Genomic DNA, 26871 nt, shown 5'->3' with positions numbered 1-26871 from the left:
CGGCGGTGGCGACGTCCACCTCCGTCCCGGCAGCGCGAGCAGGAGTGTGCGGTGCCGCCCGATACGCCGCGAGACCGACACCGTGCCACCCGCGCCGGGAACGAGGACGGCCGGTTCCAGTCAGGCCCCGCGCGGCTCCGCGACGACGGGTCCGGGCACCTTCTCGTCGTCGCGCGAGTGCTTGGCGAGCAGGTGCCTGGCGCCATGACGACACCAACGGGCCACTCGAGGAGCCCCACCACGGACAGCCCCAAGATTCCGGCGGTGTAGAGGACGTCGTTGCGGGGATGCGGACCGTCCCTGCGAGCGGGATACAGATCGTGTAGTCCCGGCGCGGCGAGCGGGTCCGGGGTTCAGGGTCGAGGTCCGTGGGCACGGCGGATGTCTTTCGGGTGGAGGTCGGCACTCGTGGACGAGTCGCCGGGGAACCGTGGTGGGCGGTCAGCCGCCGGCCGGGAGGTGTCAGTGGGAGTGCGTGAGGATCGTCATGACGCCGACGACGAGCCGGGACGAGCGCTCGTGGGAGTGGAGATCGGGGAGTAGCGCTCGCGTAGTCGGTTCTTGACTTCGGCCAGCCATCTGACGTCAGTGGCAATCCTCTTGCGCTGGCGCGAGACGCTCGCCTCGGCGGCGACGTATCGGCCTCCCGCCAGTGCCGTGACCGGAGCACGGCGGGGTCAGCAGGCAGCAGCGGCAGCCACCGCGGTTGTTGCGGGGCGCTATCGGGTTGGGATCTTGATCGCGCCGCGCATATTCCTGAGCGCGGGACGTCACCGGTAAGGCGGCACTGGTAGGTGGAGGTCGGCTCCCCGCAGCCAAGAGGTGAACCACCAACTCCGGGTCTGACGGTTCCTCCCTTGGTCGACCCGCTGGACGAATCCCTGCTCCCCGACGTGTCCCTTGTCGTGCTGGACGACGAGCCGAGCTTGCTGCCGGCGCCACCGGCGCACGGAGTCGGCCTGCTGCCTCCTCAGGTCTGGGCTCGCCGGCAGCTACCGCGATTCTGAAGGAGGCGCCACAAACGTCCCTTACAAGGTCTTGCAGGCACGGTACGCACACATTCGATGACACTAAGCGACTAGGAGCCCCTACCCGTGATCGTGCGAGAGGGTGAATAGGTCAGGCCATTCGAGTGATGAGACAGGCTCAGTGTGTCACCAAGGGTCAAAGGAAGACAATGATTTGTGCCATGTAGCCATATGTAGATCCACCGAACCAGCGGAATCAGAGCTTGGACCTATGACATCCAGGGGACAGCACGTCTCATAAATTTCGCTACCGCAAGCTGTTATAAGTCTGAGCGCCAGCCACTACAGCTCACTCCGTCCTCACGCCGAGAGACTCATTCCAGCATTGAAAGGGGAATTCGTGACATCGCCACCTCGACGCCAAACGAGATTCGTCGAGATGCGGATTCACGGTATCGGTAAGCATGGACCCCTGAGCGCTATTGGGTCGGGAACTCTGTTGAGGGTGCCTGCGTACCGAGACGTCGAAGCCTACGAGGCGCCGGAGCTTCCAAGCCACCACACTCTACTTCTGAACTGGTCCCGCTTCTCGAGGACCTTGGCGGGGCCTTTGTGGTATCTCGCCTTTCCGTTCACAATGGTGAATGTCGCGGGCCACATGAAGCCGCTAACTGTTGGGCAGCCCCGTATCAGCCGCGTTCTGAGAGCGACACATCAGCTCTTGATCCTCATCCTTGCGTTATGTCTCACCATGCTGAGCCAAGTATGGCTTGTTGTCATAGGCGAGACTGTCTTACGGTACGCATCTGGATTACGGGGAAGCACCGTTGCGTCGCCCGTCCTCATGGCTGTAGTCACCGCTGGACTGTTAGGTGTCGTTACGTTCCGGTCGATACGCTGGAAGACGTTACGAGCAGCGTCTAGCCTTCACGCCATCGTGCTCCTAGCCATACTTGCGCTGTTGCTGACTTATCCTCCGAGTCAGCAACCGTACCAAGGACTACTAGACAGTTGTTTCGCCAATCTAGGGCGGGATGGGCGTTGTGAGTTTTCACAAAGAACGCTGGACGGCGCCGGTGCTGCAGTTGCCGCATCCGTTGCTGTTGCACTGGCAGTCGCCGTATGTCTTCTCCTACTTGCCTTAGTGAGTAAGGTAGTCAGTCAAGACTCTCGAGAAGAAGCGGGTGCAGCGGGGTTCGTAGGATCAGCTTTACTCGCTCTCGGTTCGGTGATCATGCTGAATGCGTTCGCATCCGCACTCCATTCGGCTATCAATTGGGCCGCAAACCTCTTCGACGGATCAAGGACTTTCCCCTTTATAAATGCAGACCTCGGCCTTGGTGCAAACGACCGAGCCTTGATGACGTACGATTCTCCCGAGTCGGAGTACTTCCTGATCGACCTCGTTCCTGTGGTCGCGATTGTCGCCCTTGCGATCTTTCTCTTCTGGCTCGCCATCTTGAGCGCGCTCTTACACCGATCCGAAGCAGTAACCCCCGACGACACATCAGCGATTAGAAGGACCCTGAAATATCGAGCGGCGGAAGCGATTCACGCTACAGTTCTTCGCCTACCGCTCGTCGCCGCACTCTCCGTGATCCTTGCAACCCCAGTCGCGGCGGCAGTCATCGTCTGGCTATACAGCGCAATCTATCGCCAACCTTTCCTCGCCAGTATCGTCCTCTTCATAGTAAATATCTCGGCTGGTCTCGCCTTGATCCTGTTGATCACGCGGGGACGGCTACACACGTCCAAATCCATCTTCAGCACCTTGGCAGACGTCGCTGGATTTTGGCCGCCTATTTGGACACCGTTCGCTGGCGTGCATTATCGAGATCGGGTGGTGGACGGCATCGAAAAGATCCTCCAGGAAACACGTGCGGAGGAGGTAGCGCTGGTCGGACACAGCCAAGGTTCAGTTGTTGCTGCATGGCTCGCAGCCGCCCGCACTTCGACCGCTTCGCCAAAGCTTCATCTGGTCACATGTGGATCGCCCCTCCAAAGCCTATATGCAACCTTCTTTCCGTCTTACTTCGACAAGGCATTCTTCCACGACGCTAAGAATGGTTCGAATTCTTGGCTGAACCTGTGGCGGAAAACTGACTACATCGGGACCTCCCTACGCCGACTTCACAAATCTATCGAGGACGTAGAAGTTCTAGATGGAATTCCACGCTTGATCAAGACTTACAGTGGAGAGACCGTTGACGCGTCCGTTCGGGCGCACGGCGAGTACTGGGTCGAGCAGGAGATGTTCGACTACATTCACGGACTTGCATCCGTTAGCGACGACGTACACGAGGGCGCTGACGCTTCGCATCGTTGAACTGTTAGATAGCAACACAACCTGCAGTATTCGGCAGCAAGACACAAGGGGCCACCGCGGCCGCACCGGCGACCGCTCTACCGCGTCCGTCGCATCGTGCGCTCCCGCCTGCAGCTGCTTACTGGCCGCCAACACACCCGGCTGGAGACGGTATTCGGCTACGAGGAGCACATCGCCGTCGAGGTGACCTGGTGGGCCTACCAGCAGATCATCGCCGCATACGAGAACACCGACCGCTCCCGCGGAAGACGCTGCTGACCGGCGTGATCGACCTGCTGCGTTCCGGGCTACCCGACGGGCTCGAGGAACTGGCGACCCTCGGCCGCACTCTGCACTGGCGCCCAGCCGACGTCCTGGCCCACTCGACCGCCGCGCCTCCAACCGACCCACCAAAGTGACCAACGGCCCGCCTCGAAGCCCCTCCGAGGCAACGCCCTCGGCTTCTGCAACCTGATCAAATCTCTACTCTGCTGCGGAGCCCTCGCACTCTGAGTCCGGAAGTGTCGCTGGGCGAGAATCGCCGTGAAGACCAGCGAGGGGTCTCTCCGAGCTCTTACAGTTCCCCGCACATGGAGCCAGCGTTCGAACTCAACTCGACGGACCAGTCAGCCGCACCAAACTTTTTACGCAAGCGTACTGCGCCCATAGTGGGATCGATTGCCTGCAGTCGTGCCCGCATCTCCCGCAGAGTACGTTCAACCGCCGAATCTAGCGCTTGCCTCTTCGGCACATGTTTCACGGTCGAATATACTGAAGTGCTTCGTTCGCACAATCGAGCGATATCTTGATCAGCAGGAAGCGTGACTCGTCCCCTGCGAAATGGGGTGAGCACGCAAAGTGGGCTAGGAGTAAGCAGGCGGTCGTAGATGACGTCGCTGTGGCCCGTGACCGAGCCGTGATGAGCGACCTTGTACGCGCTAGCGCGCATACCAGAAATTACGTTGCTATCCCCGACTGGAAGCCACCCCGAAGCAGCGCTACCGCTCGTCTCAAGGTCCGCCCCCAGCAGGGCGGCATCGTCCCCAACGTCAACCCATACAGCAACAGACGTTGCGTTCGGCAGGAGGTCAGGTACACGGCCTCTTCGTGCAGTCACCTCAGGTATGAGTCTTGCTATCTGCTGAAGCCCATTCGCGACCTGCTCGGGCGAGGGAGACAAAGCTGCGACTGCAACCGCTCTACCATCGCCCAAGACAGTACGGTGAAGAACAGTGTCCGCAACGGCGAACACGGGCGTGCGGAGAGGAGGCTGCCGCGATGAGGTAACGTCGACAATGCTCCTCAATTCCGAAATGCCCGAGGTCGGCCGCATTTTGTTGTGACCGTCTGTAGATGCAAGAGCGAGAAACTCGTTACTGCGCAAAGCAGCTGAGCATACAAATTTAGCTTGCACACACTCTTTAACAACACGTGCAAGGCCCCTAATGTGATCGTCGTGCCAGTGAGAGGCGATTACCAGCCGCACCATCTTCGGGTCAACATTAATTGATTCGAGGTAGGAGAGCGGCGCCGGCACACCACTCTCTCTGTCAAGACAGGAGTCGTTTACTAGCCATTCGTCAGCGCCCAGATGAATCACGATGCTTTCGCCGTAGCCAGGACCAAGAAGCGTTATCTCGAACTCATCGTTCGCTGGAGGCTTCCGCGCTAGCCGAGCCATGCAGACTTAACCTGCGTGATCCACTCCAACCTGGACGCGTCATCGCGTGCCGTCATTGTGGGCGTTCGACGAAACCGCAAGAGAGACGCACGGGTGCGTTGCCCGCCCAGCGTAATAGAGTATCCGATCGCCCAGTAGAAGGCTGCGCCAGGCCGAACGAGTTTCAGGTCGGGTACGGAGACCTCATCCAAGGGCATCTCCACGTACTCTTCTTCTCTGGAACCCGAGACAATTACTCGGCCAGTAAAGGTTTCGCGGGAGACCTCTTCCACCGAGCCTTCCCACATCTGCAATACTATGAAGCGACCCGAGCGTTCCGCTATGCGCTTATAAACATGGGGCTTTTGGATACGACGTCTGGAGATTCCGGTCTGGGTGACAAGCCGTCCTTGCTTGCTCTCCTCACGTCCAATTGCTGCTGTTGCACTATACGGATCATCTTGTACATCGAAATGATCACGAGGGTACGCGCGATTTGGAGTAACTACTAGCGAACCATCTCTAGTTACTCGGCGACTCCCGGACTCTGGCTCGTCGACTGCATCGTTCTCAATCGAGCGCTGACTTGTCCCAGTCTGCTGAATCATTAGTCACCGGTCCCTTCTTGCGCATAATCGAGAAGGCGCCTCTGGACAGCAGAGACAAGGTCATCGTGAGGTTCCCAATGGTCGTTCAGGACGTGCTCGGCCCAGTTTACCTCGTACCTGCCTTCATCAACTTCGTCGTCCTTTGCCCGCTCTGCAAAGTGGTCGTTGATGTCTACGAACAGACCGTGTCCAAGTCGAAGGGACGGCTCGACTGTCACCAGTATCATGCCTTTGTGCGTGTCGGGCCTTTCACCTTGCACTGTCAAACGTCTGGTACCGGGACTTTTCAGTATATCGTTCCAAACATCTTTAGGTGCGAGTCGGTGCCCAACTGAATGCCACAACTCTTCATTGTCCAGTTCGTAATGAGCAGATCGATTGAGACCAACAGCCTGAATAGGAGTGTGTGGAAGGATCTGAATTATTGATAGCGCAAGGTCCCGCAATAGTGGGTAGTAGGGCGACAATTGAGTGAGCAAGCTCATCCGATCAGGCAAGACTTCAATCGAAAACCACTCAGTCTCGAAGCGAGAGTACTCTGCCGTGACGAGTACTTCCTGTGCTTCCTCTGCTTCCGCAGAACGAATTAGATCATGGCGTGCAAACCATTGCGGGTGAAATATGCCTGGGTTTAGAGACCCTGCAAGGACGATCGAAGCCGCCTCGATCGCTGGCGAGCTAACGGGCATCCTGCGGACCTCCAGACAAGACGAACTACGAACCTAACCCGACGTACCGTGGGCTGTCCGCCGCACAGGGGGCCGCGATTGTGACACAGGTCATAGTAGTAGTAACTCTGTGGTGCTTGTCGAGGACGAAGCCCCTCGTCCCTGCTCCCGATCGGCGCTGACTCCTACGGTTGGGACACGTCTCGCGGACGGAGTGGACGGTCCAGCCAATGCCCTGCTAGCCACTGGACGAGGGATGAGCCCTGAGGGGCGGATCAAGTGGGCGAGGCGCCGGACAGCTCGCAGGGACCTTGACCCACGGTCAAGACTTGCTCGGCGCGGGACGACTGCTCTAAACGGTGGTCGAGTAAAGGACCTTACACTGGAGGCCTGGTGCCTGTTGGAACCTTTGTGACTCGTGAGAGACAAGCCAGAAAAGTTGTCCACCGGGTGCCCCGACGGCAGAGAAGCATACCGTTCGCTGACAGCAGCACATTCGTCGCACACGTTTGATCGATTTACTGAGGACGGTCGCGCTGCTGCAGGCTCCGCCGACTGCGTCTGGCGCGAGCTGCGACTTTCCCTGTCCTCGTCGTCGGGCGGCCACCGAGCAGGTTCGCGTCGCGTCGCTGGGCCACATCAGCACAGTCGAGGTCGAGCTGGTCGCCAGAAGATCACTGGCGGGTCAGCCGCGCACCGCGAGAGCCCGATGCCGGCGTGCCTGCAGCGACCGCGTTGGGTACCGCTTATCTCTTATAATGCTCTTACACAGCCGCTCGTAGGACAAGATCGCACGGACAGATCCCGGCGCTGTGCAGCACGGATGCAGATGGTCAGCCATCGCAGCAGACGTGGACCTTGTTCGCCGGGTTAATGAGTCAGCTGAGCCCGTTGGTGGGGTCGAAGGTGCGGGCGGCGTTGACGGTGCTCGCTCAACCGCCATCGCGACGGGCCGCGAGCCTGTCCCGGTAGGCCCGGACGGCGTCGTCGAAGACCCAGCGGGCGGTCCAGCCGAGGTCGCGGGTGGCGGCCGTCGGGTCGAGCGGACCGCGCCACTCGGCCGTCGCGGGATCCGGCGGGTCGGGTTCGGCGCGGACGCCGGGCTCGACGGCGCGCACCGCGGCCACGATCTCCTCGACGGTCCGCGCGCCGTCGCCGGTGACGTTGTAGGCGCCGACCGCGTCGGGCCGACCGACGGCGGCGACGACGGCGTCGGCCGCGTCGTCGACGTAGACGTACTCCTGCGGGGCGTCCGCGGGCATCTCGATCCGGGTGGTGCGGCCGGCCCGGGCGTCGACCAGCAATCGACGGATCAGGCAGTCCGTGCGCCGTCGTGGGCCGAATACCGCGACCAGGCGCAGGGCCGCCGTCGAGAGCCCGAACTGGTGCCGATAGGCCTCGAGCAGCTGCTCGCCCGCCGCCTTGGTCGCCCCGTACACCTGGGTGGGGTGCAGCGGGGTCTCCTCGCCGACGCGCCCGGCGATCGCGGTGGCCCCGTAGGCGGCGATGGAGGAGCAGTACACGACCCGTCCGGCGCCGTGGCGGCGCGCCGCGTCCAGGAGGTTCGCGGTGCCGTCCACGTTGACGCGCACGATCCCGACCGGGTCGTCGGTGCGCACCATCGGCCCGGACACCCCGCCGGCGTGCACGACCACGTCCGGGCGGGTCGTCGCGAACACCTCGTCGAGGCGCCGCTCGTCGAGCAGGTCGCAGGCGAGCTGCTCGACGCCGTCCTCGCTGCGGGCCACGACGTCGAGCGGCACGACCGTCGTCCCCGCGCCCTCGAGCCGCTGCCGCACCGCGTGCCCGACGAGGCCCGCCGCCCCGGTGACCAGGACCGTCATGCCCGGTCGCGGGCGATCCAGTCCGAGGCGACACCCAGGTCGTGCTCGGCCCGGGCGACCCGGTCGTGCTCGGCGTGCGCCCGCGTGGCGGCGAGGACCGGGTCGGTGACCCCGCCGTGGCAGGTCAGGTCGTCGGTCGACCAGCCCGCCCGGGACGCGCCCGCCCGGTAGGCGCTCTCGTAGAAGCGGAGGACCGTCGCCCGCGGATCCACCGTCGCCCGGGCCGCCTCGTAGGTCAGCACCGCCAGGTGCGACCCGCGCTGCTCCACCCAGCGCGCCGCCGACGGGTGCAGCGGCTCGTCGGCCAGCCCGGCGGGCTCCGGCGCGGTGTAGGAGTAGAACGCCGGCTCCGGCATCGCCGGGTCACCGAACCAGAAGCCGGAGCTGACCACCTCCCGCGAGTACGCCTCCCGCGTGACGGGGTCGGTGTCCTCGCCGTGCGGGATCACGCGGTCGGAGAACCGGGTGAGCGCGATGTCGAAGGTGTGCCAGAAGTGGTGCACCGGGCTGGTCTTGCCGCTGTAGCGCCCGGCGAACTCCTCGAGCAGCAGGTTGACCTGCCCGAGGATGCGCCAGTAGCGGGTCACGGCGTCCGGGTCGTACGAGGCGTGCTCGGTGTCCTGCGCGAACGGGCGCGTGCGGTCGGGCAGGTCGAACGGCCGGGGGTCGGCGATGACGACGGGCAGGTCCAGCGCGACCAGACCCGCCGTCAGGTCGGCGTGGAAGGCCGCCACCGACCGGCCGGTGAGCGGGAACGACCAGCGCCCGCCGTCGGCCGTCGTCAGGTCCAGCCGGTGGTCGAGCAGGTCGAGGTCGATGCAGAACGACCGCACCCCGTCCAGGCTCATCGGCCGCGTCGTCAACCCTCGCCCGGACAGGTGCAGCGGCACGTTCCACCAGTGGTTGCGCCGCGGGCTGGCGGCGAGGCGGATCTTCCCGACGACCTGCAGGAAGCGGTGCAGGGTGTCGCGGGTCGGACGCCAGTCGGCGTAGCGGAGCTCGGGGAACAGCTCGGTCATGGGCACAGCGTCGTCGGGCCCGACGACCCGATGCAACGGTCAACCGACCGATACCGGTCACCCCGGGGACCGCCGCAGGCTGGACGCGCCCCGTCAGCAACCCCCTCCCGGAGACCTCCCCATGGCCGACCAGCCCACGCCCGTCCTCGAACAGGCTGCCCAGGACTTCGCGGACGCCACCGCGAAGCCGCCCTTCCTCTACGACCTCGGTCCGGTCGAGGGCCGCAAGGCCGTCGACGACGTCCAGAACGGCCAGGGCGTCGAGCGCCCGGACGCCGACATCACCGACCTGACGATCCCCGGCGGCCCCACCGGCGAGGTCTCGATCCGCATCGTCCGGCCCGCAGGCGTCACCGGCACCCTGCCCGCCCTGCTCTACACCCACGGGGCGGGCTGGGTCTTCGGCAACGCCCACACCCACGACCGCCTGGTTCGCGAGCTCGCCGTCCGGGCGAACGCCGCCGTGGTCTTCACGAACTACGACCTCTCCCCCGAGGCCCGGTACCCGACCGCGATCGAGCAGGTCTACGTCGCGCTGCAGTGGATCGCCGCGAGCGGCTCCGAGCAGGGCATCGACGGCAGCCGCATCGCGGTGGCCGGCGACTCGGTCGGCGGCAACATGACCGCGGCGATCACGCTGCTGGCCAAGCAGCGCGGCGGCCCGCGGATCGCCGCCCAGCTGCTCTACTACCCCGTCACCGACGCCGGCTTCGACACCGCCTCCTACGAGCAGTTCGCCACCGGCTACTTCCTCTCCCGCGAGGGCATGCACTGGTTCTGGGACCAGTACACGACCGACCCGGCGCAGCGCGCCGAGATCACCGCCTCACCCCTGCGGGCCACGCTCGACGACCTCGCGGGACTACCGCAGGCGCTGGTGATCGTCGCCGAGGCGGACGTGCTGCGGGACGAGGGCGAGGCGTACGCCGCGAAGCTGCGCGCCGCCGGCGTCCCGACCACCGCCGTGCGCTTCGGCGGGATCATCCACGACTTCGTGATGGTCGACGCGATGCGCGACACCCACGCCGCCCGCGGCGCGGTCCGCATGGGCGGGGAGTTCCTGTTCGACGCACTGACCACCGAGGAGAACTGACCATGGCCGCCAACCCCACCGTCGTCCTCGTCCACGGCGCCTTCGCCGACGCGTCGAGCTTCCGGGCGCTGATCCCCGAGCTGCTCGACAGCGGCTTCCCGGTGGTCGCACCCGCCGTCCCGAACCGCTCGCTGAACGGCGACGCCGCCTACATCGCCTCGGTCGTCCGCCAGATCGAGGGCGACGTGGTCCTCGTCGGGCACTCCTACGGGGGCGCGGTGATCACCGTCGCCGGGGTCGAGGAGAACGTCCGCGCCCTGGTCTACCTCGCCGGATACGCCCTCCAGCAGGGCGAGAGCCTCGGCGAGCTGCAGGGCGGCTTCCCCGACTCGGACCTCGCGACGGCGCTGGTCCAGACGACCTACCCGCAGCCCGACGGCACGCAGGGCACCGATGTCGCCGTGGACCCGGCGAAGGTGCACGACGTGTTCGCCCAGGACGTCGACCCCGAGATCACGCGGATCCTCGCGGTCAGCCAGCGCCCACTGGCCGCCGCGGCGTTCGGGGAGCCCGCCGAGGCCGCGGCGTGGACGTCGAAGCCCTCCTGGGGTGTGGTCTCGTCCTCCGACCGGACCATCAACCCCGACGTCGAGCGCTTCGGCTACCAGCGCGCCGGCGCGACGGTGGTCGAGATCGACTCGTCCCACCTGGTCATGCTCTCGCACCCCAAGGAGAGCGCGGACGTCATCCGCGAGGCGGCCCGGGCGACCGAGCGCTGACCCGACCCGTCACGGTGCCCCGCGGCCGGTCCGGCCGCGGGGCACCGTCACGTTCCCAGGGCGTCCGCGAGGAACGCGACCGCCTGACGCACGGCGAGCCGGGCGGCCGGAATCCCCTCGAGCGGGCGCAGCGTCACGAAGTCGTGCACCACGCCGAGATAGCGCGTGCACGTCACCAGCACCCCCGCGGCGCCGAGCGCCCGGGCGTAGGCCTCACCCTCGTCGCGCACCACGTCGGCCTCGGCGGTGATCACGAGCGTCGGCGGGAGCCCGACCAGGTCGGAGCGCCCGGCCCGGGCCGGGGCGAAGGCCGGGTCCTCCCGGTCCTGGGGCCGGTCGGCGTACTGGTCCCAGTACCAGCGCGCGGCGCGGGTGGGCAGCACCGAGATGTCGGCGAACTGGTGGTGCGACGCCGTGTCGCACCGGGGCTCGAGCCACGGGTAGAGCAGCAGCTGGGCCGCGATCCGCGGGCCGGCCCGGCGTCCGGCGAGCATCGCGACGACCGCGGCCAGGGTCGCCCCGGTGCAGTCCCCGGAGACCGCCACCCGGTCCGCGTCGAGGTCCAGGTCCGCGGCGTGCTCGACGACCCACAGCAGGGTCGCGTACACCTCCTCCACCGCCACCGGGTACCGGGCCTCGGGGACCCGGGTGAACTCGGGGACCACGATCGCGCTCCGCGCCCCGACGGCCAGGGCACGGATCAGGCGGCCGTGGGTGTCCGCGTCGCCGGTGACCCAGCGGCCGCCGTGCAGGTGGACCACGGCCGGGGCCGGCCCGTCGAGGTCGTCGGGGCGCACCACGAGGAACCCCACCAGGCCGTGCGGTCCGACCGGGGCGGTGTGGAAGTCGACCGTCACCCCCGGCCCGGAGACCAGGTCGTCCTGGAGCTCCCGGAGCGCCTCGCGCCCGTCCTGCGCGCCCAGCTCGTGCAGCCGCGGTGGGCCCTGGAGGGCGTGCACCAGCCGCGCGCAGGCAGGGTCGAGCAGCGGCGCGGACTCCCCGCCTGCCGCAGACCCTCCCGACGAGGTCACACCACTCCTCCGAGCTTCCCGACGAGCGCCGACGGCTCCCGACGCACACGGGTCACGCTATCCCCCGGCCGCGGTGCCGGCTCAAGGGTTCGGGCGGTGGAACGGTCGAACGACCGATGGCCGCCTCACACGGCTCTGAACAGTGCCGCGAGCTGGTGGCGGCCGGAGACCCCCAGCTTCGGGTAGGCGTGGTGCAGGTGCGACCCCACGGTGCGCGGCGAGAGGAACAGCCGCTGCCCGATCTCGCGGTTGCGCAGGCCCTCGGCCGCGAGCAGCACCACCTCGCGCTGCTGCGGGGTGAGCTCGGCGAGGAGGTCCTGGGTGGACGGAACGTCACGGTGGTCGGCACCGCCGGCGGCGCGCAGCTCGGTCCGGACCCGGGCGACGAGGGCGCGGGCGCCGAGCACCTCGAACGACTCCGACGCCGCGGCGAGCATCTCGCGCGCCTCGAGCCCCCGCCGTCGTCGCCGCAGCCACTCCCCGTAGTGCAGCCTCGCCATCGCCCGCTCGACGGGCCAGTCCTCCCCGGTGGGGTCGGCGAGCGCGAGCCGGAAGTGGCGTTCACTCTCGTGCTCGGGGCCGAGCAGCGCGTCCGCGTGGTGGAGCAGCATGCGCATCCGGGCCGAGCTCCGCCCCTCCACCAGGGCCCGGACCTTCCCGACGATGAGCGTCGCGCCGGCCCGTTCGTCCGCGTCGGTCGCGACGCCCGCGAGCAGGGCGACGACGCGCGCCGACAGGACGGGGTGCCGGGGCTCGCCGTCCGCGGTGAAGGAACCGCGCAGCAGCCGGTACGCGCGCGACGGGTCGCCCCCGGAGGAGGCGGTGACCGCCCCGGCGAGGCGCAGTCGGAGGTCGAGGACCAGGTTGTCCGCCAGGTCCACGCGGGACCGGGCGGCGTCGAGCACCTCGCGGGCGCCGTCGCCGTCACCGCGCAGGGCCAGCAGGATCGCCCGGGGCGACGCCAGCTCGACCGCGACCCGGTGCAGGCCCCGGGCGTCGGCCAGCGCGCCCCAGCGGGCGATCACCCCGTCGGCCTCGGTCCAGCGGCCGTGGTCGACCAGCAGGTTCGCCAGCACGGCCGCCCCGAAGGCACCCGGACCCTCGTGGTGCCACTGCGCGTGGGCGCGGGAGAGCAGCTCGACGGCCTGCCGGACGTCGTCGGCACGGTCGGCGATCAGGCCGAGGTTCTGCAGGTCGTTCGCGGGCGCGCCCGGGCCGGCGCGGCCCGATTCCAGTGCGCGGCGCAGGGCCGACGCCGCGCGGCTGCGGTCGGCGCCGGTCGACGCGCGCGCCCACATCAGGTCCGCCGGTGCGTCCGCCTCGTCCTGCACCCGACGCAGGGCGGTGGGCAGGGCGGGATGACGCAGGATCCGTGCCGCCTCGTCGTGGTGCTCCGGCAGCCCCGAGAAGTCCGCGGTGACCCCCAGGAAGGCGGCCAGGAGGACGGCGCCCGCGTCGTCGACGACCCCCACGAGCGGGACCACGTCGAGCAGGGCCCGCATGGCCTGGCGCTGGCGCCCCCGCAGCATGGCGGCCGCGGCGTGCAGCAGGGTCGCCTCCGTGCGGACGGTCGGGTCCGCCGTGAGCTCGACGAGCTTGCGGTGCTGCTCGGCGACCGCGTCGACGTCGCCGCCCGCGTACGCCGCCTGCAGGGCCCGATGACGACGGGTGATGCGTCGGGTGTCGTCCGGGGAGCACTCGGACGCCCGCTCCCAGGCCCGCTCGGCCGCACCGAACTCGCCGGCGGCCTCGGCGCGGGTCGCGGTGGCCGCAAGAGCGCTCGCCACGGCCTCGTCGTTCCCCGAGGAGGCGTGCGCGCGGTGCCAGGCCGCCCGGTCGGGATCGGTCCCCTCGGCGGCGAGGGCGAGATGGGCACGCCGCCGTTCGTCCGCAGTGGCCGAGGCGTGCACCGCGGCGCGGGCGAGCGGGTGCCGGAACCGCACGCCCGCCGCGTCGACGACGACCAGCCCGGCCTGCTCGGCGGGAGTCCACGGCGCGAGCGCGACGGATCCGAGGGCGGCGCGGGCGATCACGGCCGGGCTCTCGCCGTCCGCGACGGCGGCGAGGAGCAGGAGCCGGGCGGTCGCCTCCCCCAGGTCGTACGGCGACGCCCCGAACGTCCCGAGGACCTGCGCGGACAGCGTGGTGGGCCGCGCCGATCCCGCGGCGGCGAGCTCCCGCACCGCGAGCGGGTTGCCCTCGGCCGCCGCCACGATGTCCCGGCGTACCCCGGGATCGAGGCCCGGGCTCACGGTGTCGACGAGCGTCGCGGACGCCTCGGCGTCGAGGGCCCGCAGCTCGAGGGTCGGCAGCGCGGTGTCGGCCGGCAGCGCCCGCCGCGCGCCGCGACCGGCGAGCACGATCGCGAGCCGGTCGCGGCGTCGGACCCGACGGGCGGCGAACACGAGGACCCGCAGCGACTCCCGGTCCAGACGGTCGGTGTCGTCGACCACGAGGAGCGTCGGACGCTCCCGGGCGACCCGGACCAGGAGCCGCAGGACGCCGAACGAGAACGCGGACGGGCGCACGGACGCGGCGGTGTCCGGGTCGTGGACGGCGGCGAGGACCTGGCGCTCGACGTCCGTGGTCGCGTCGTCGGGCCCCTCGTCGAGCAGGGGCGCGAGGAGCTGCGACAGCGCGGCCCACGGGATGTCCGACTCGCCGCTGCAGCCGTCGGCGCGCAGCACCCGGACACCGGAGCGCTCGGCGAGGCGGGCCGTGGTGTCGAGCAGAGCCGTCTTGCCGACACCGACGTCGCCGACCACGACGAGCACGGAACCGGCCGCGGCCCGCGCTCCGGCGGGTCCGGCGCCGACGTCGGTGACCAGCTCGGTCAGGACCGCCAGCTCGTCGGACCGGCCGGGCAGGTCGCCCGGATGAGGGCTCGGTGCGTTCACGCGTTCTCCCGGGAAGGCACGTCGACGCCTACGGGCGCCGTGCTGGACCGCAGGACGAGCTCTGCCGGCACGTGCACCGTGCGGAACCCGCTCGCGCTCCGATCCAGCGCGAGCTCCATCGCGGTCCGACCCATGGTCTCCAGGTCGAGCCGGACGGTGGACACGGGCGGCGTGAGCCGCCGCATCGTCGGGACGTCGTTGAACCCGACCAGGGAGAGGTCTTTGGGGACCGCGACCCCCGCCGCGGTGAGCTCGTCGAGCGCCCCCATGGCCATGACGTCGCTGACACAGAACAGGGCGGTGGCCCGGCACCCGCCGTCGAGCAGCTCGCGGGCCGCGGCACGCCCGCCGTCCTCGCTGAACGGGTGGTCGATCCGATCGATGCACGAGGCCGGGACCCCGCCCGCCTCGGCGCCGCGGACGAACCCGTCGATCCGGTGCTGCACCGTGGTCAGGTGCGAGGGGCCGCCGGCCACCGCCAGACGCCGGTGGCCCAGATCGGCCAGCGCCCGCCCGAGGGCCGCGGCGCCGCCGTGGTTGTCCGGCAGCACGACGTGTCCGGGGATGTGGTGCTCGCTCACGAAGGCGTACCCGCCGCCCGCGCGTCGCTGGCCGTCGAGTTCCTCAGTCATCGCCGCGCGGTACCCGTCGTCGTCGAACCCGCTGCCCGCCAGGACGATCGCGTCGACGCGCTGGGCGCGGAACGTCCGCACGAAGTCGAGTTCACGGGCCGTCGAGCGGAAGGTGCTCCCCACCATGACCAGGGAGCCCTGGTCGGACGCCGCCGCGATGGCGCCGCGGGCGATCGCCGCGAAGTAGGGGTCGGTGATGTCGTGCAGGACGAGGCCCACCGTGGACGTGGTCCCGCCGGCGAGGGCCTGCGCGTGGGCGTTCGGGACGTAACCCAGGCGGCGGGCCGCCTCCTCGATCCGTCCGCGGAGTTCGGGACCGACCACCCGCTGCCCGCCGTTGAGGGCGCGCGAGGCCGTGGCGAGCGAGACCTGGGCGGCGCGGGCGACGTCACTCAGCGTGGGTCCGCGCGACTGGTTGCCCACGGCGCCACCTCCGCGGAGGAACGCTAGCGGGTCTGGCCGGCGCTGGAAAGCGCTTTCCGGTGACGTTGCGTCGTTCTGACCAGCAGTTTTCGGCTGTGCCCGGTCACATTGCGCACGACCGACAGTGGGCCCAGCCGTAGCGAGCGAACGGCACTCTCGCGCGCATAGAAGCTGCGAGGGTGCCGTTCGTTCAGGAGGGGGCGGGGGCGAGCGTGACGCTCCGCGTCCTCCGCCGTATCCAACGTATAGCGCACCCCGGGGCTTGCCACAAGCCCCGTCACCACCTCCACACTCTCGTCTCGCACCTCCGCTGACCAGCGGGAACGACGAGGGGGACCGTGAGCAGAGAGCACGAGCTGCACGCCGAGCGGGAGCACCTGGCCGGCTTGTACGACCGGCTCGACACCGAACGCGGGAGGGTCCACGACGAGTACGCGGCCGCGCTGCGCGGCGAGGACGGCGAGGCCCCGATGGACCGCGACGTGCGGGTCCGCGAGACGGCCGCGCGCAAGCGTCGGCTCGACGTCGCCGACCACGGGCTGTGCTTCGGGCGCCTCGACGACACCGACGGCGGGCGGTCCTACGTCGGGCGGATCGGGCTGCGTGACCGGGACACCGACGAGCCGGTCCTGATCGACTGGCGTGCGCCCGCCGCCCGCCCGTTCTACGTCGCGACCGGCGCGCACCCGGAGGGCGTGCACCGGCGGCGGCAGTTCCACACCCGCGGGCGGCGGCTCGAGGGCTTCACCGACGAGGTCCTCGACGGGGCCGGCGAGCCCGGCTCGGACGCGGCCCTGCTCGCGGCGGTCAACGCCCCGCGCGGCGAGGGGATGCGGGACATCGTCGCGACGATCCAGGGCGAGCAGGACGAGATCATCCGGCTCGACCACGGCGGCGTCGTCGTGATCGAGGGCGGTCCGGGGACGGGCAAAACCGTGGTCGCCCTGCACCGCGTCGCGTACCTGCTCTACACCCACCGCGAGCGCATCGCGCGGCACGGCGTGCTCGTCGTCGGCCCGAACCGGGCCTTCGTGCGCCACGTCGAGACCGTCCTGCCCTCGCTCGGCGAGACCGACGTCGTGTTCATGACGCCGGGCGATCTCGTCCCGGGGCTGCACGTCACCCGCGAGGACCCGGCCGCGGCCGCCGTCGCGAAGGGGTCGCTGTCGATCCTGGCCGTGCTCACCGCCGCGATCGCGGACCGCCAGCGGCTGCCGGAGGAGCCGCTCCCGATCGAGCTCACCGACGCCACCGTGCACCTCGGCGCGGACGTCGCCGGGTGGGCGCGCGACGAGGCCCGCGCGAGCGGGCTGCCGCACAACGAGGCACGGGCGGTGTTCGTCGACGTCGTGCGGTGGGCCCTCACCGAGCGGGCGGTCAGCCGGATCGGGCGCGGCACGCTCACGGCGGCGGACCGGGAGCCGCTGCGGGTCGACGTCGCCGACGAGGTCGCGTCGCACGAGGAACTGGCACGGGTGATCGACGACCTGTGGCCGGTGCTCACCCCGCAGCAGCTCCTGGCGGGGTTCTACGAGACGACGGACGACCCGACGCTGCACCGGGCCGACGGCGGGGCCTGGACCGTCGCCGACGTCCCGCTGCTCGACGAGCTCGTCGACCTGCTCGGCCGCGACCCGGAGGCCGAGGCGGCCGCCGCCACGACCCGCCGTCGGGAAGATCAGGAGCAGGCCGAGTACGCGGCGGGGGTGATGGAGGTGATGACGCTCGACCGCGAGGAGCTCGACGAGGACCTCGGCGTGACGGTGCAGGACCTCATCCACGCGGACGCGCTGGCCGACCGGTTCGTCGAGCGGGACACCCGGGAGCTCGCGGAGCGCGCGGCCGCGGACCGGGACTGGACCTACCGGCACGTCGTGGTCGACGAGGCGCAGGAGCTCTCGGCGATGGACTGGCGGGTGCTGATGCGGCGGTGCCCGAGCCGGTCGTTCACGGTGGTCGGGGACCTGGCGCAGCGCCGTGCGCCGGCGGGAGCACGGTCGTGGGGGGCGATGCTGGACCCCTACGTGCCCGGCCGCTGGGTCTACCGGGCGCTGACGGTCAACTACCGCACCCCCGCCGAGATCATGGCGGTCGCGGCCGAGGTGCTGGCGGGGTTCGCGCCGGAGGTGGTGCCGCCGGAGTCGGTGCGCGCATCCGGGGTCGAGCCGTGGGCGCGGCCGATCGGGGACCTCGCGGAGCAGGTCGCCGCGTTCCGCACCGACGAGGCCGACCGCGAGGGCACGAGCGTCGTGATCGGCCCGCCGGGGGTGCCGGGGACGGTCCCGGCGTCGGAGACCAAGGGGCTCGAGTTCGACGCCGTGCTCGTCGTCGACCCGGACCGCGTGCTCGCCGAGAGCCCGGCCGACCTCTACGTCGCGCTCACCCGCGCCACGCAGCGCCTCGGGGTGCTGTACCGCGGGGTGCGGCCGGCCTACCTCTCGCGGGCGGACGCGAGCACGACGGCGAGCGCCACCAGCCCGGCGACGGGGGCGAGGACGGTCCAGGGCGCGCGTTCGAGGTAGCCTTGGGCGGCGGCGAGCATCGCGCCCCACTCCGGGGAGTCGGGCGCGGCGCCGAGCCCGAGGAAGGAGAGTGCGGCCAGGGCGAGCGCGGCGTGCGGGACGCGGGCGAGCGCGTGGCGGGTCACGGGGCCGACGACGGCGGGGAGCACGTGCCGGCGCGCGACCCGCCACCGCGACGCGTTGACCAGCTCCGCGGCCCGCACGTACCCGGACGCGCGGGCCTCGGCAGCCAGGGTCCGCGCGTGCACGGCGAGCGGCACCCACCCGACGAGCGCGACCGCGACCGCGGCGCCGACCAGCCCGGGCCCGGCGACCGCGGCGACCAGCAGGCCGAGGAACACCGGCGGGAGCGCGTTCAGGACGTCGGCCGCCCCGGCCCGCGGGGACCGGGCGCCGACCCCGATGGCGAGCCCAACGACCAGGCACACCGCCACGATCGCCACCGCGCTGCCCACCGTGAGGAGGGCCCCGTGGGCGAACCGGGCGTAGAGGTCGCGGCCGTTGGCGTCCGCGCCGAACGGGAGGGTCCACGACGGCGGGGCGAGTCTCCGGCTCTCGTCGCCCGAGGCCGGGTCGCGGGGCAGCCCGACGGCGACGGCGACGAGCAGGAGGGCGGCGACGACGACGGAGGTGCGGGTCGCGCGACGGTCGTCGGCCGCGGTCCCGGTCAGCTCCCGGCCGCTCAGCGCCGGCCCGAGCAGCGCCCGGTGCAGCAGCACCCCGAGCCCGCCGAGGGCGAGGCCGAGCAGCACGAGCACGGTGACCGCGGCCTGGACGGTCGGGAGGTCCTGGGCGAGCACGGCGCTCCGCGCGACCGACCCGATGCCCGGGATGGTGAACAGCTGTTCCACCGCCACCGCCGACCCGAGCAGACCGACGACGAGCAGCGCGATCTGCGGGACGGCGACGGCCACCGCCCGCCGCGCGATCCCGAGCGCGAGAGAGGACGGGGGCACGCCGAGCGAGCGCCAGGTCCGCACCCACCCCTCCCCGAGCGTGGCCTCGACCGACGCCGCGAGCATCCGGGCGAGCAGGCCCCCGGCCGGCGCGCCGAGGGCCAGCGCCGGCAGCACCAGGTTCTGCGGGCCGCTGAACCCGGAGCTGGGCAGCAGCCGCCACGTCACGGCGACGAGGAGCACCAGGACGCTGCCCAGCACGATCTCCGGCAGCGCGGCGAGCACCGCCGCCACGACCGCGGCCCCGCGGCCCGGGTCCTGCCCGCGCACCCCGGCGAGCAGGCCGGGCAGGAGCAGCAGCGCCGCCACGACCGCGGCGACCACGGTGGCGGCGACGGCGAGGGTCAGCGAGATCCCGAGGCCGCCGAGCACCTCCGGCGCGACCGGGGCGCGGGTGACCCACGACGTGCCGAGGTCCCCGCGCACGAGCCCGCCCAGCCACTCCGCGGCCCCGACGACGGGGTTCGACGGCAGGTCCAGCTCGGCGCGCAGCGCGTCCAGGGTGGCCGGGTCGGTGCCGCGTTCCGGGTAGCGAGCCCGCAGCACGGTCGCCGCCGGGTCGGCGTCCCACAGCCACGGCAGGGCCGCCACCAGCACGGCGAGGACCACGACGGTCCCCACCGCTCCGGCAACGGGCCGGAGGAGTGTCCGCGTCACGACCGGGCGGTCGTCGCCGTGATCAGCGCCTGCTCGTTCGGGTCCTCGGCGACGCCGGTGACGCCGCCCGCGACGCCGATCCGGGCGCGCTCGGTGACCTGCGGGACCACGGCGTCGGCGGCGAGCACCCGCGCCTCCGCCTGCAGCGCGGCCTGCCGGCGGGCGTTCACGTCGGTCATCGCGCCGCCCTGCGCGAGGAGCGCGTCGGTGGCGGGATCGCAGTACCGGGCCCAGTTGTAGCTGCCGGCGCACCCGAAGTCGCTGGCCAGGTAGCTGACCGGGTCGCCGGTGTCGAGCTGTTGCGACCGGCTGATGATCACCGCGTCGTACGCGCCGGTCCCCAGCTGGGCCTCCAGGGCGGAGCTGTCCAGCACGGTGACGTCGACGGTGAACCCGGCGCGACGCAGCGCGTCCGCGTCGGCGGTCGCCACCTCGGGGAGCTCGGCGCGGTCGGAGTAGGTCGCAAGCCGGATGCGGGTGCCGGGCGGGACGGCGCCGGCCGGGGTCTCGGTCCGCGGTGGCCGGGACGCGGCCCACGGCGACGCGGGGCCGAAGAGTCCGGACGCCGGGTCGGCGCGGCCCTCGAAGATCGTGCCGGCGACGTCGAGCGGCCGCACCGCCTGACGCACCGCGGCCCGCACGCCCGGGTCGGCGAACACGGGCGCCTGCTGGTCGAGGTAGAGCGACACGCTGCGCGGCAGCGGCACGCCCACGACCTGCGCGGGCGCGGCGATCGACGCCGCCTGGGACACCGGGATCGCCTCGGCGACGTCCAGCTCGCCCGCCCGGATGCCGTTGGCGCGGGCGGCGCCGTCGGCGAGGAAGCGGGCGTCGATGCCGGGTGCGGTGACCGGGCTGCGCCAGTAGCTCGGGTTGCGGTCGAGCGTCGCGCCGGTGGAGCCCTGCACCGCGGTCAGCACGAACGGGCCGGTGCCGGCCCGGACGGGGCTCGGCCGGGTCGGGTCCGCGTAGGCGCCGCCGGCGAGGACGACCAGCTCCGGCGAGGCGAGCCGGGCGGGCAGCACCGGGTCCGGGACGGGGGTGGTGACGACGACGGCGTCCTGGTCGGGCGCCACCGTCAGCGGCGTCCCCGCCTTCTTCAGCGCGGACAGGGCACGCGGCACCGGCGTCGCGGCGGCGGCCCGGGTGAGGGAGTTCGCGACGGCGGCCGGGGTCACCGGGGAGCCGTCGTGGAACGTCACGCCGGGCCGGATCGTGAACCGCCACGTGGTGGGCGCGGTCTGCGTCCACGCGGTCGCGAGGACCGGCTGCGGCTCCCCCGCGACCAGGGTGGTCAGCGACTCGGTGACGCCGAGCCGGGTCGCGAGCGTGGCCTCGTTGCCGTAGGGCGACAGGCCCGCCGTCGGGGGGAACGACAGCCCGACGCGCAGGCGCCCGGAGCCGTCGTCGCCACCCCCGCCGCCGCTGAAGCAGCCGGCGAGCAGCAGGGCCGCGGCGAGGAGGACGGGTACCAGGCGCTTCACGCGGATGTCCCTTCGGTGGTGAGGGCGGGAGTGCGTCGGGTGAGGACGAACAGCGCGAGGGCGCTCAGGGCGGGGAGCACGGCGGTCGCCGCCCACGGGAGGGCCGGGGGCAGCGCCGGGTCGACCAGGGCGCCCAGGGCGATCCCGCCGAGCAGCACGACGACCCCGCCCGCGGTCGCGAGCACGCCGAAGTAGCTCCCGAGCCGGCGCTCCCCCGCGAGCCGGCCGACGGCGTCCTGGGCGAGCGGGACGACGGTCATCTGGCCGAGCGTCAGCAGCACGACGAACAGCGCGGCCGGGAGCAGCCGCCACCAGCCCCTATCGGCGTGCTGTGTTATCCCGGGGAACGCCGTGAGGACGGCCGTGAGCCCGAAGGCCATCGCGAGCACCGCGAAGCCGCCGGGGAGCGCGCGGCGCGGACCGAGGCGCCGGGCCAGGGCGGCGAACGGGAGCTGCGCGAGGATCACGAGCACGGCGGAGAGCACGAACATCGCACCCAGCGCGCCGACGGCGTCGACGCGGCCGAGCTCGACCGGGAGCAGCAGGTAGAGCTGGTTGTAGGACAGCAACCACGTCGAGTACGCGGCGGCGAACGCGAGGAAGGTCCGATCGCGCACGACCTCGCGCCAGCCCGCGAACACCGGGTCGGCCGCGTGCGCGCCGGGCTCGCGCGGCATGACGACGACGAAGGTGATCAGCACGACGACGAACACGGCCGCCGCCGTCAGGGTGGTGACCGCGAAGTCCACCGCGAGCAGGGCCGACCCGAGCACCGGGCCGACCACGATCCCGATCTGCCCGCACACCGCGAACATCGCGAAGACGTCGGCGCGCGGGATCGTCGAGTCGGCGGCCTGCCGGGCGAGCTCCGCCTCGACGGCCGGGGAGAACAGGGCCGCGGCGAACCCGACCGCGACCGTGCCCAGGACCAGCAGCGGCAGGCCGTCCGCGAGCGCGAGCAGCACGAACCCGGCGATCCGGATGACGAAGCCGATGACCGCGACCTGCTTGGTGCCGTACCGGTCGGCGAGCGCGCCGCCGACGGCGAACAGCCCCTGCTGGCTGAACGTCCGCAGCCCGAGCAGGAGCCCGATCGCGGCTCCGGACAGGCCCAGGTCGCGCCCCAGGTGCACCGCGAAGAACGGCAGGACGAGGTAGAAGCCGAGGTTGAACGCGAGCTGGCCCAGCACGATCAGGCGCATCGGGGCGGGGAGCTCGCCGAGCCGGGACACGATCGACCAGCGGCGCAGGACGCCTTTCTCCGTGGTGGTCATGCGCGCACCTCGGGGAGCCGGCCGACGGCGCCGAGCAGGTCCTGCGCGGCGGTCGAGCGGGGCCGCGCGAACACGTCCGCGATCGGCCCGGCCTCGGCCACGCGGCCGTGCGCGAGGACGACGACGTCGTCGCAGAGCCGGTCCGCGACGCCGAGGTCGTGCGTGACGAGCAGCAGCTGGAGCCGCGACCGGCGCGCGAGGGTGCCGAGCAGGTCCACCAGGTGGGCGCGGGTCGCGGGGTCGACGGCGGAGAACGGCTCGTCGACGACGAGGACGGACGGGTTCGCGATCAGGGCGCGGGCGAGGGCGATGCGCTGGCGCTGGCCGCCGGAGAACTGGTGCGGGCGCCGGTCGGCCTGCTCCGGGTCCAGGCCGACGGCGGCGAGCAGCTCGTCGACGCGGGCGTCGTGGTCGACGTCGGCCCAGCCGTCCAGGCACTCCAGCGGTTCACGCAGGCTCGTCCGGACCGTGGCGCGCGGGTCGAGGGAGCTGCCGGCGTCCTGGACGACGACCCCGACGTCGTGGCGCAGGCGCCCCGGGTCCCGCGGGGTGACGGCCGCGCCGCGGAACCGCACCGACCCGCCGTCGGGAACCTCGAGGGCGAGGAGCAGCCGCAGCAGCGTGGACTTGCCGGCCCCGGACTCGCCGACGAGGGCGAGCGAGCGTTCAGGTTCCAGCGCGAGGTCGACGTCGACGACGGCCTCGCGCGTGCTGCGGCGCCAGGGACGCGGGCCGGGGACGGGGTAGGTGCGGCGGAGTCCGGCCGCCTCGAGAACCGGCGTCATGCGGGACGGGTCCGCGGGACGAGGGAGCGGGCGGCGTCGACCAGGGCGCGGGTGCGTTCGTGCTGCGGGTCGGTGAGCACGGTCGCGACGGGGCCGCGCTCGACGATGCGGCCGTGGTCGAGGACCGCGACGTGCTCGCAGACGGCCGTGAGGGCGGTGAGGTCGTGGGTGACGAGGAGGAGGGCGCTGTGGATGGAGCGGTCGAGCTGGGCGAGGAGGTCGCGGGCGACGGTCGGGTCCAGGGCGGCGGTGGGTTCGTCGGCGACGAGCAGGTCGGCGTCGCAGGCCAGGGCGGCGGCGAGGGCGACGCGCTGGCGCTGTCCGCCGGAGAGCTGGGCCGGGCGCGCGCGGGCGGTGCCGTCGGGGAGGCCGACCTCGGCGAGCAGGTCGTCGGCCCTCGTCGCCGCGGCGCGGCGGGTCAGGCCGTGGAGGTGGCGCAGCGGCGCCGCGACCTGGCGACCGACCGGGACCAGCGGGTGGAGCGCGGTCGCGGAGTCCTGGGCGACGAGGGTGACGGCGCGTCCCCTCGTGCGCTGCAGCGTGCTCCCGGCGGCGCCGACGAGCTCCGTGTCACCGACCCGGACGCTGCCGGTGGCGTGCGCGGCGGGTGGGAGGAGCCCGGCGACCGCGGCCGCCGTCAGGGACTTGCCCGCGCCCGAGGCGCCGATCAGGCCCCAGCGCTCCCCCGCGCCGACGACCATGTCGACCCCGTCGACGGCGGGGTGGCCGTCGACGACGACGCGCAGGTCGAGGAGTTCCAGGGCTGGCATCGGCGGGACCCTAGGTGACAATGATCGTCGTTGTCCTTTCCGGGTGATCCTGCCCGCAGCAGATCCCTGCCAGTCGCACAGGTTCGCTTGATGCCTCGGGTGTGCAAGAGTGCCGGGCATGACGGTAGCCCTCGAGCGTCCGACCACGGCCCCTCCGGTCCGGGAGTTCACGGTGGCGGACCTGGGCCCCGTCGAGGCCCACATGCGCGCGATGCTGCCCGAGGTCGGGGGCTACGACCCGCGGCTGCACGCGGACGTCGACGACGTCGTCGGGACCTATCTCGCGCGGCCCGACCGGGTGCTCCTGGTCTCCACCGACCCCGACGGCACGGTGCTCGGGACGGCGTCGGTGCGCCCGGGCGGGCCGAACCCGGCGTACGTGCCGGCGTGGCTGACGGAGCGCTACGCCGCCCGGTCGGTCGGCCAGGTCTGCCGGGTGTGGGTGGCACCGACGGCCCGTCGTCGCGGGGTCGGTCAGGGGCTGGCGCGGGCGGCGGTCACGTGGGCACGGTCGCGCTTCGACGTCGTCTGCCTGCACACGAACGCCTCGGTCCCGGGCGCCCTGGCGTTCTGGCGGGCGTTCCCGGGCCTCGTCGAGGTGTTCGACGCCCGCCCGGACCCGTACTCGACGGTGCACTTCGAGGTGTGCGCTTCGCGCAGGTGAGCACTTGTTGTCGCCATGGCGACAACAAGTGCTCACCTGCGCGCAGCGCACATACGGGCCAGCGGCTCCCACCGGGGCACGTGGCGGACCTCGGTGCCCGCGGCTTCCAGCTGCTCCGTGCCGCTCGGGGCCGCGACGAACTCCGGCGGCTCGCGCCAGGCGTGGACCACGCGCGGGATGCCGGCGCGGGCGATGAGCGCCGCGCACGGGTCGGGGCGCGACGCCCGGGCGCCGCACGGTTCGAGCGAGCTGTAGAGGGTCGCGCGGCGCAGGCGCGGGTCGTTGCCGAGGGCGCGCAGCACCCCCTCCTCGGCGTGGTCGAGCGGGTGGTCGCGGCGTGACCACCCGGAGCCGAGCACGGTCCCGTCGTCGGCCACCACCACGCAGCCGACGCTGAACGCCGTCGCGGAGGGCGGGCAGTTCTCGGCGAGCACGCAGGCCTCCGCGAGGTGCCGGTCGTCGGCGTCCCCGAAGCGGTACCGGAGCAGGACGTCCTCGCCGATCGTGCGGGTCCCGACCAGGTGCGGCGCCCGCCCGCCGCCGGTGAAGCGGGGCCCCTCGCCGACCAGCTGGGGCGCCAGGACCAGCTGCAGCTCGTCGACCGCACCCGCCGACAGGAACTCACGGAGCACGGACGCGCCGCCCTCGACCATCAACCGGACGACGCCCCGGCACCCGAGCTCGTCCAGGACCTCGCCGGGCGTCCCGGCGAGCGTGATCGTCTCGGCCGGACCGGACCGGATCCGGGCGCCGTCGGGCAGGGCCCTCGTCGTCAGGACGACCCGCAGCGGGCTCTCCGGCAGGCCGCGGGCGGTGCGGGCGGCCCGGCGCTCGGGGGCGCGGACCAGCAGCCGCGGGTCGTCGGCGCGGACCGTGCCCGCCCCGACGAGGATCGCGTCCACCTTCGCGCGCTCCTCGTCGACCCGGTCCAGGTCGGCCGGGCCGGAGAGGATCCGGCGCTGCGGGGTCGCGTCGTCGAGGAACCCGTCGAGCGACACCGCGCAGCTCGCGAGGACGTGCGGCCTCACGGCAGCGTCAGGATCTCGCTGCCCGTGTCGGTGACCAGGATCGTGTGCTCGAACTGGGCGGTGCGCGACTTGTCCTTCGTCGTCACCGTCCACCCGTCGTCCCAGACGTCGTAGTCGATCGCGCCGAGGGTGATCATCGGCTCGATCGTGAACGTCATGCCGGGCTCGAGCGGCTCGTGGCGGGAGGGGTCGTCGTAGTGCACGACGACGAGGCCCGAGTGGAAGGTCCGCCCGATGCCGTGGCCGGTGAAGTCGCGGACGACCCCGTAGCCGAACCGGTTCGCGTAGGACTCGATGACCCTCCCGACGACGTTGAGCTCACGACCCGGCTTCACGGCCTTGATCGCGCGCATCGTCGCCTCGTGGGTGCGCTCGACCAGGAGGCGGTCCTCCTCGGAGACGTCCCCGGCGAGGAAGGTCGCGTTGGTGTCGCCGTGCACGCCGTCGATGTAGGCGGTGACGTCGATGTTGACGATGTCGCCGTCCTCGATGACCGTCGAGTCCGGGATGCCGTGGCAGATGACCTCGTTGATCGAGGTGCAGCACGACTTCGGGAAGCCCCGGTAGCCCAGCGTCGACGGGTAGGCGCCGTGCTCGACGAGGAACTCGTGGACGACCCGGTCGACCTCGTCGGTCGTGACGCCCGGCTTCACGGCCTCGCCGCCGGCCTGCAGCGACTGCGCCGCGATCCGGCTCGCGTGGCGCATCTTCTCGATGACCTCGGGCTCCTGGACCCACGGGTCGGTCGAGCGGGCGGGGGCAGGCTTCCCGACGTACTCGGGCCTGACGATGGACGACGGCACCGGGCGCAGAGGCGTCTGCTGCCCGGGGCGCAGAGGGGCACGCACCGGCATGCCCTCCACC

General features: G+C 71.3%; 20 protein-coding genes. 6 read left to right on the top strand and 14 right to left on the bottom strand.

What is annotated here, in order from left to right; genetic code table 11:
• The first annotated feature begins 2196 nt into the window (after positions 1-2196).
• Together QRT03_RS08675 and QRT03_RS08670 are read left to right on the top strand one after the other, a co-directional pair.
• Positions 2197-3294 carry an alpha/beta fold hydrolase gene (locus QRT03_RS08675; protein ID WP_286052261.1) on the top strand — a complete coding sequence of 366 codons (1098 nt, stop codon included), beginning with the start codon at positions 2197-2199 and terminating at the stop codon, positions 3292-3294.
• Between the two features lie 96 nt (positions 3295-3390).
• Positions 3391-3552: a hypothetical protein gene (locus QRT03_RS08670; RefSeq protein WP_286052260.1), complete on the top strand. Its 162-nt coding sequence runs from the start codon at positions 3391-3393 to the stop codon at positions 3550-3552.
• Positions 3553-3847: 295 nt separating this feature from the next.
• Here QRT03_RS08670 and QRT03_RS32155 read toward each other — a convergent pair whose 3' ends face one another.
• The 4 genes from QRT03_RS32155 to QRT03_RS08655 all read right to left on the bottom strand — a co-directional run bounded on the left by QRT03_RS32155 (position 3848) and on the right by QRT03_RS08655 (position 9072).
• The gene (locus tag QRT03_RS32155; RefSeq protein ID WP_425604807.1) at positions 3848-4954 is read right to left on the bottom strand and encodes an MBL fold metallo-hydrolase; all 1107 of its coding nucleotides are present in this window, start codon (positions 4952-4954) and stop codon (positions 3848-3850) included.
• A gap of 586 nt (positions 4955-5540) precedes the next feature.
• Positions 5541-6230: a hypothetical protein gene (locus QRT03_RS08665; RefSeq protein ID WP_286052259.1), complete on the bottom strand. Its 690-nt coding sequence runs from the start codon at positions 6228-6230 to the stop codon at positions 5541-5543.
• Between the two features lie 911 nt (positions 6231-7141).
• Positions 7142-8053, bottom strand: a complete 912-nt coding sequence (locus QRT03_RS08660) for an NAD-dependent epimerase/dehydratase family protein (protein ID WP_286052258.1) — start codon at positions 8051-8053, stop codon at positions 7142-7144.
• Positions 8050-9072: a DUF5996 family protein gene (locus QRT03_RS08655; RefSeq protein WP_286052257.1), complete on the bottom strand. Its 1023-nt coding sequence runs from the start codon at positions 9070-9072 to the stop codon at positions 8050-8052. Before QRT03_RS08655 ends, QRT03_RS08660 begins: the two co-directional genes overlap by 4 nt.
• A gap of 121 nt (positions 9073-9193) precedes the next feature.
• Between QRT03_RS08655 and QRT03_RS08650 the strand changes: the two genes are divergently transcribed.
• Positions 9194-10165 carry an alpha/beta hydrolase gene (locus QRT03_RS08650; RefSeq protein ID WP_286052256.1) on the top strand — a complete coding sequence of 324 codons (972 nt, stop codon included), beginning with the start codon at positions 9194-9196 and terminating at the stop codon, positions 10163-10165.
• A 2-nt stretch (positions 10166-10167) separates the two neighbouring features.
• Positions 10168-10884, top strand: coding sequence for an alpha/beta fold hydrolase (locus QRT03_RS08645; RefSeq protein WP_286052254.1), 717 nt, complete (start codon positions 10168-10170; stop codon positions 10882-10884).
• A 47-nt stretch (positions 10885-10931) separates the two neighbouring features.
• On the opposite strand, the gene QRT03_RS08640 is transcribed toward QRT03_RS08645, so the two are convergent.
• The 3 genes from QRT03_RS08640 to QRT03_RS08630 all read right to left on the bottom strand — a co-directional run bounded on the left by QRT03_RS08640 (position 10932) and on the right by QRT03_RS08630 (position 15867).
• Positions 10932-11915 carry an alpha/beta hydrolase gene (locus QRT03_RS08640; RefSeq protein WP_286052252.1) on the bottom strand — a complete coding sequence of 328 codons (984 nt, stop codon included), beginning with the start codon at positions 11913-11915 and terminating at the stop codon, positions 10932-10934.
• 125 nt (positions 11916-12040) lie between these two features.
• Positions 12041-14812: a helix-turn-helix transcriptional regulator gene (locus tag QRT03_RS08635; protein WP_286052250.1), complete on the bottom strand. Its 2772-nt coding sequence runs from the start codon at positions 14810-14812 to the stop codon at positions 12041-12043.
• Entirely contained in the window at positions 14809-15867 is a 1059-nt protein-coding gene (locus QRT03_RS08630) for a LacI family DNA-binding transcriptional regulator (protein ID WP_286052248.1), read from the bottom strand. The genes QRT03_RS08635 and QRT03_RS08630 overlap by 4 nt, the downstream gene beginning before the upstream one ends.
• Positions 15868-16205: 338 nt before the next feature.
• Here QRT03_RS08630 and helR point away from each other — a divergent pair, with 338 nt between their 5' ends.
• Positions 16206-18389 (top strand): RNA polymerase recycling motor ATPase HelR, encoded by a 2184-nt coding sequence (gene helR / locus QRT03_RS08625; protein WP_286052247.1) that lies wholly within the window; start codon positions 16206-16208, stop codon positions 18387-18389.
• Here the strand turns inward: helR and QRT03_RS08620 are convergent.
• The 5 genes from QRT03_RS08620 to QRT03_RS08600 are packed head-to-tail and all read right to left on the bottom strand — an operon-like array spanning position 18299 to position 24315.
• Complete coding sequence (locus QRT03_RS08620; protein WP_286052246.1) at positions 18299-19966, bottom strand: ABC transporter permease subunit; 1668 nt, start codon at positions 19964-19966, stop codon at positions 18299-18301. The two genes, helR and QRT03_RS08620, sit on opposite strands and share 91 nt — an antisense overlap.
• A gap of 32 nt (positions 19967-19998) precedes the next feature.
• Positions 19999-21486, bottom strand: a complete 1488-nt coding sequence (locus QRT03_RS08615; protein ID WP_286052245.1) for an ABC transporter substrate-binding protein — start codon at positions 21484-21486, stop codon at positions 19999-20001.
• On the bottom strand, positions 21483-22760 hold the full coding sequence (locus QRT03_RS08610) for an MFS transporter (RefSeq protein WP_286052244.1): 1278 nt from the start codon (positions 22758-22760) through the stop codon (positions 21483-21485). The genes QRT03_RS08615 and QRT03_RS08610 overlap by 4 nt, the downstream gene beginning before the upstream one ends.
• Complete coding sequence (locus QRT03_RS08605; RefSeq protein WP_286052243.1) at positions 22757-23545, bottom strand: ABC transporter ATP-binding protein; 789 nt, start codon at positions 23543-23545, stop codon at positions 22757-22759. The genes QRT03_RS08610 and QRT03_RS08605 overlap by 4 nt, the downstream gene beginning before the upstream one ends.
• On the bottom strand, positions 23542-24315 hold the full coding sequence (locus QRT03_RS08600) for an ATP-binding cassette domain-containing protein (RefSeq protein WP_286052242.1): 774 nt from the start codon (positions 24313-24315) through the stop codon (positions 23542-23544). The genes QRT03_RS08605 and QRT03_RS08600 overlap by 4 nt, the downstream gene beginning before the upstream one ends.
• Positions 24316-24433: 118 nt before the next feature.
• On the opposite strand from QRT03_RS08600, the gene QRT03_RS08595 reads away from it, so the two are divergent.
• On the top strand, positions 24434-24979 hold the full coding sequence (locus QRT03_RS08595; RefSeq protein ID WP_286052241.1) for a GNAT family N-acetyltransferase: 546 nt from the start codon (positions 24434-24436) through the stop codon (positions 24977-24979).
• 32 nt (positions 24980-25011) lie between these two features.
• On the opposite strand, the gene QRT03_RS08590 is transcribed toward QRT03_RS08595, so the two are convergent.
• Positions 25012-26007 (bottom strand): dihydrofolate reductase family protein, encoded by a 996-nt coding sequence (locus QRT03_RS08590; protein ID WP_286052240.1) that lies wholly within the window; start codon positions 26005-26007, stop codon positions 25012-25014.
• Entirely contained in the window at positions 26004-26861 is an 858-nt protein-coding gene (map, locus tag QRT03_RS08585; RefSeq protein ID WP_286052238.1) for a type I methionyl aminopeptidase, read from the bottom strand. Before map ends, QRT03_RS08590 begins: the two co-directional genes overlap by 4 nt.
• Positions 26862-26871 lie beyond the last annotated feature (10 nt).

The organism is Actinomycetospora termitidis (assembly GCF_030286555.1).
In the GTDB taxonomy this organism is placed as follows: domain Bacteria; phylum Actinomycetota; class Actinomycetes; order Mycobacteriales; family Pseudonocardiaceae; genus Actinomycetospora; species Actinomycetospora termitidis.
This window is presented reverse-complemented; position numbering and strand designations above follow the sequence as displayed.

Excerpts from the sequence above, each read along its gene's own strand:
- QRT03_RS32155 (WP_425604807.1), bottom strand. The coding sequence starts at position 4,954 with ATGGCTCGGCTAGCGCGGAAGCCTCCAGCGAACGATGAGTTCGAGATA.
- QRT03_RS08665 (WP_286052259.1), bottom strand. The coding sequence starts at position 6,230 with ATGCCCGTTAGCTCGCCAGCGATCGAGGCGGCTTCGATCGTCCTTGCA.
- QRT03_RS08660 (WP_286052258.1), bottom strand. The coding sequence starts at position 8,053 with ATGACGGTCCTGGTCACCGGGGCGGCGGGCCTCGTCGGGCACGCGGTG.
- QRT03_RS08655 (WP_286052257.1), bottom strand. The coding sequence starts at position 9,072 with ATGACCGAGCTGTTCCCCGAGCTCCGCTACGCCGACTGGCGTCCGACC.
- QRT03_RS08650 (WP_286052256.1), top strand. The coding sequence starts at position 9,194 with ATGGCCGACCAGCCCACGCCCGTCCTCGAACAGGCTGCCCAGGACTTC.
- QRT03_RS08645 (WP_286052254.1), top strand. The coding sequence starts at position 10,168 with ATGGCCGCCAACCCCACCGTCGTCCTCGTCCACGGCGCCTTCGCCGAC.
- QRT03_RS08610 (WP_286052244.1), bottom strand. The coding sequence starts at position 22,760 with ATGACCACCACGGAGAAAGGCGTCCTGCGCCGCTGGTCGATCGTGTCC.
- QRT03_RS08605 (WP_286052243.1), bottom strand. The coding sequence starts at position 23,545 with ATGACGCCGGTTCTCGAGGCGGCCGGACTCCGCCGCACCTACCCCGTC.
- QRT03_RS08600 (WP_286052242.1), bottom strand. The coding sequence starts at position 24,315 with ATGCCAGCCCTGGAACTCCTCGACCTGCGCGTCGTCGTCGACGGCCAC.
- QRT03_RS08595 (WP_286052241.1), top strand. The coding sequence starts at position 24,434 with ATGACGGTAGCCCTCGAGCGTCCGACCACGGCCCCTCCGGTCCGGGAG.
- map (WP_286052238.1), bottom strand. The coding sequence starts at position 26,861 with ATGCCGGTGCGTGCCCCTCTGCGCCCCGGGCAGCAGACGCCTCTGCGC.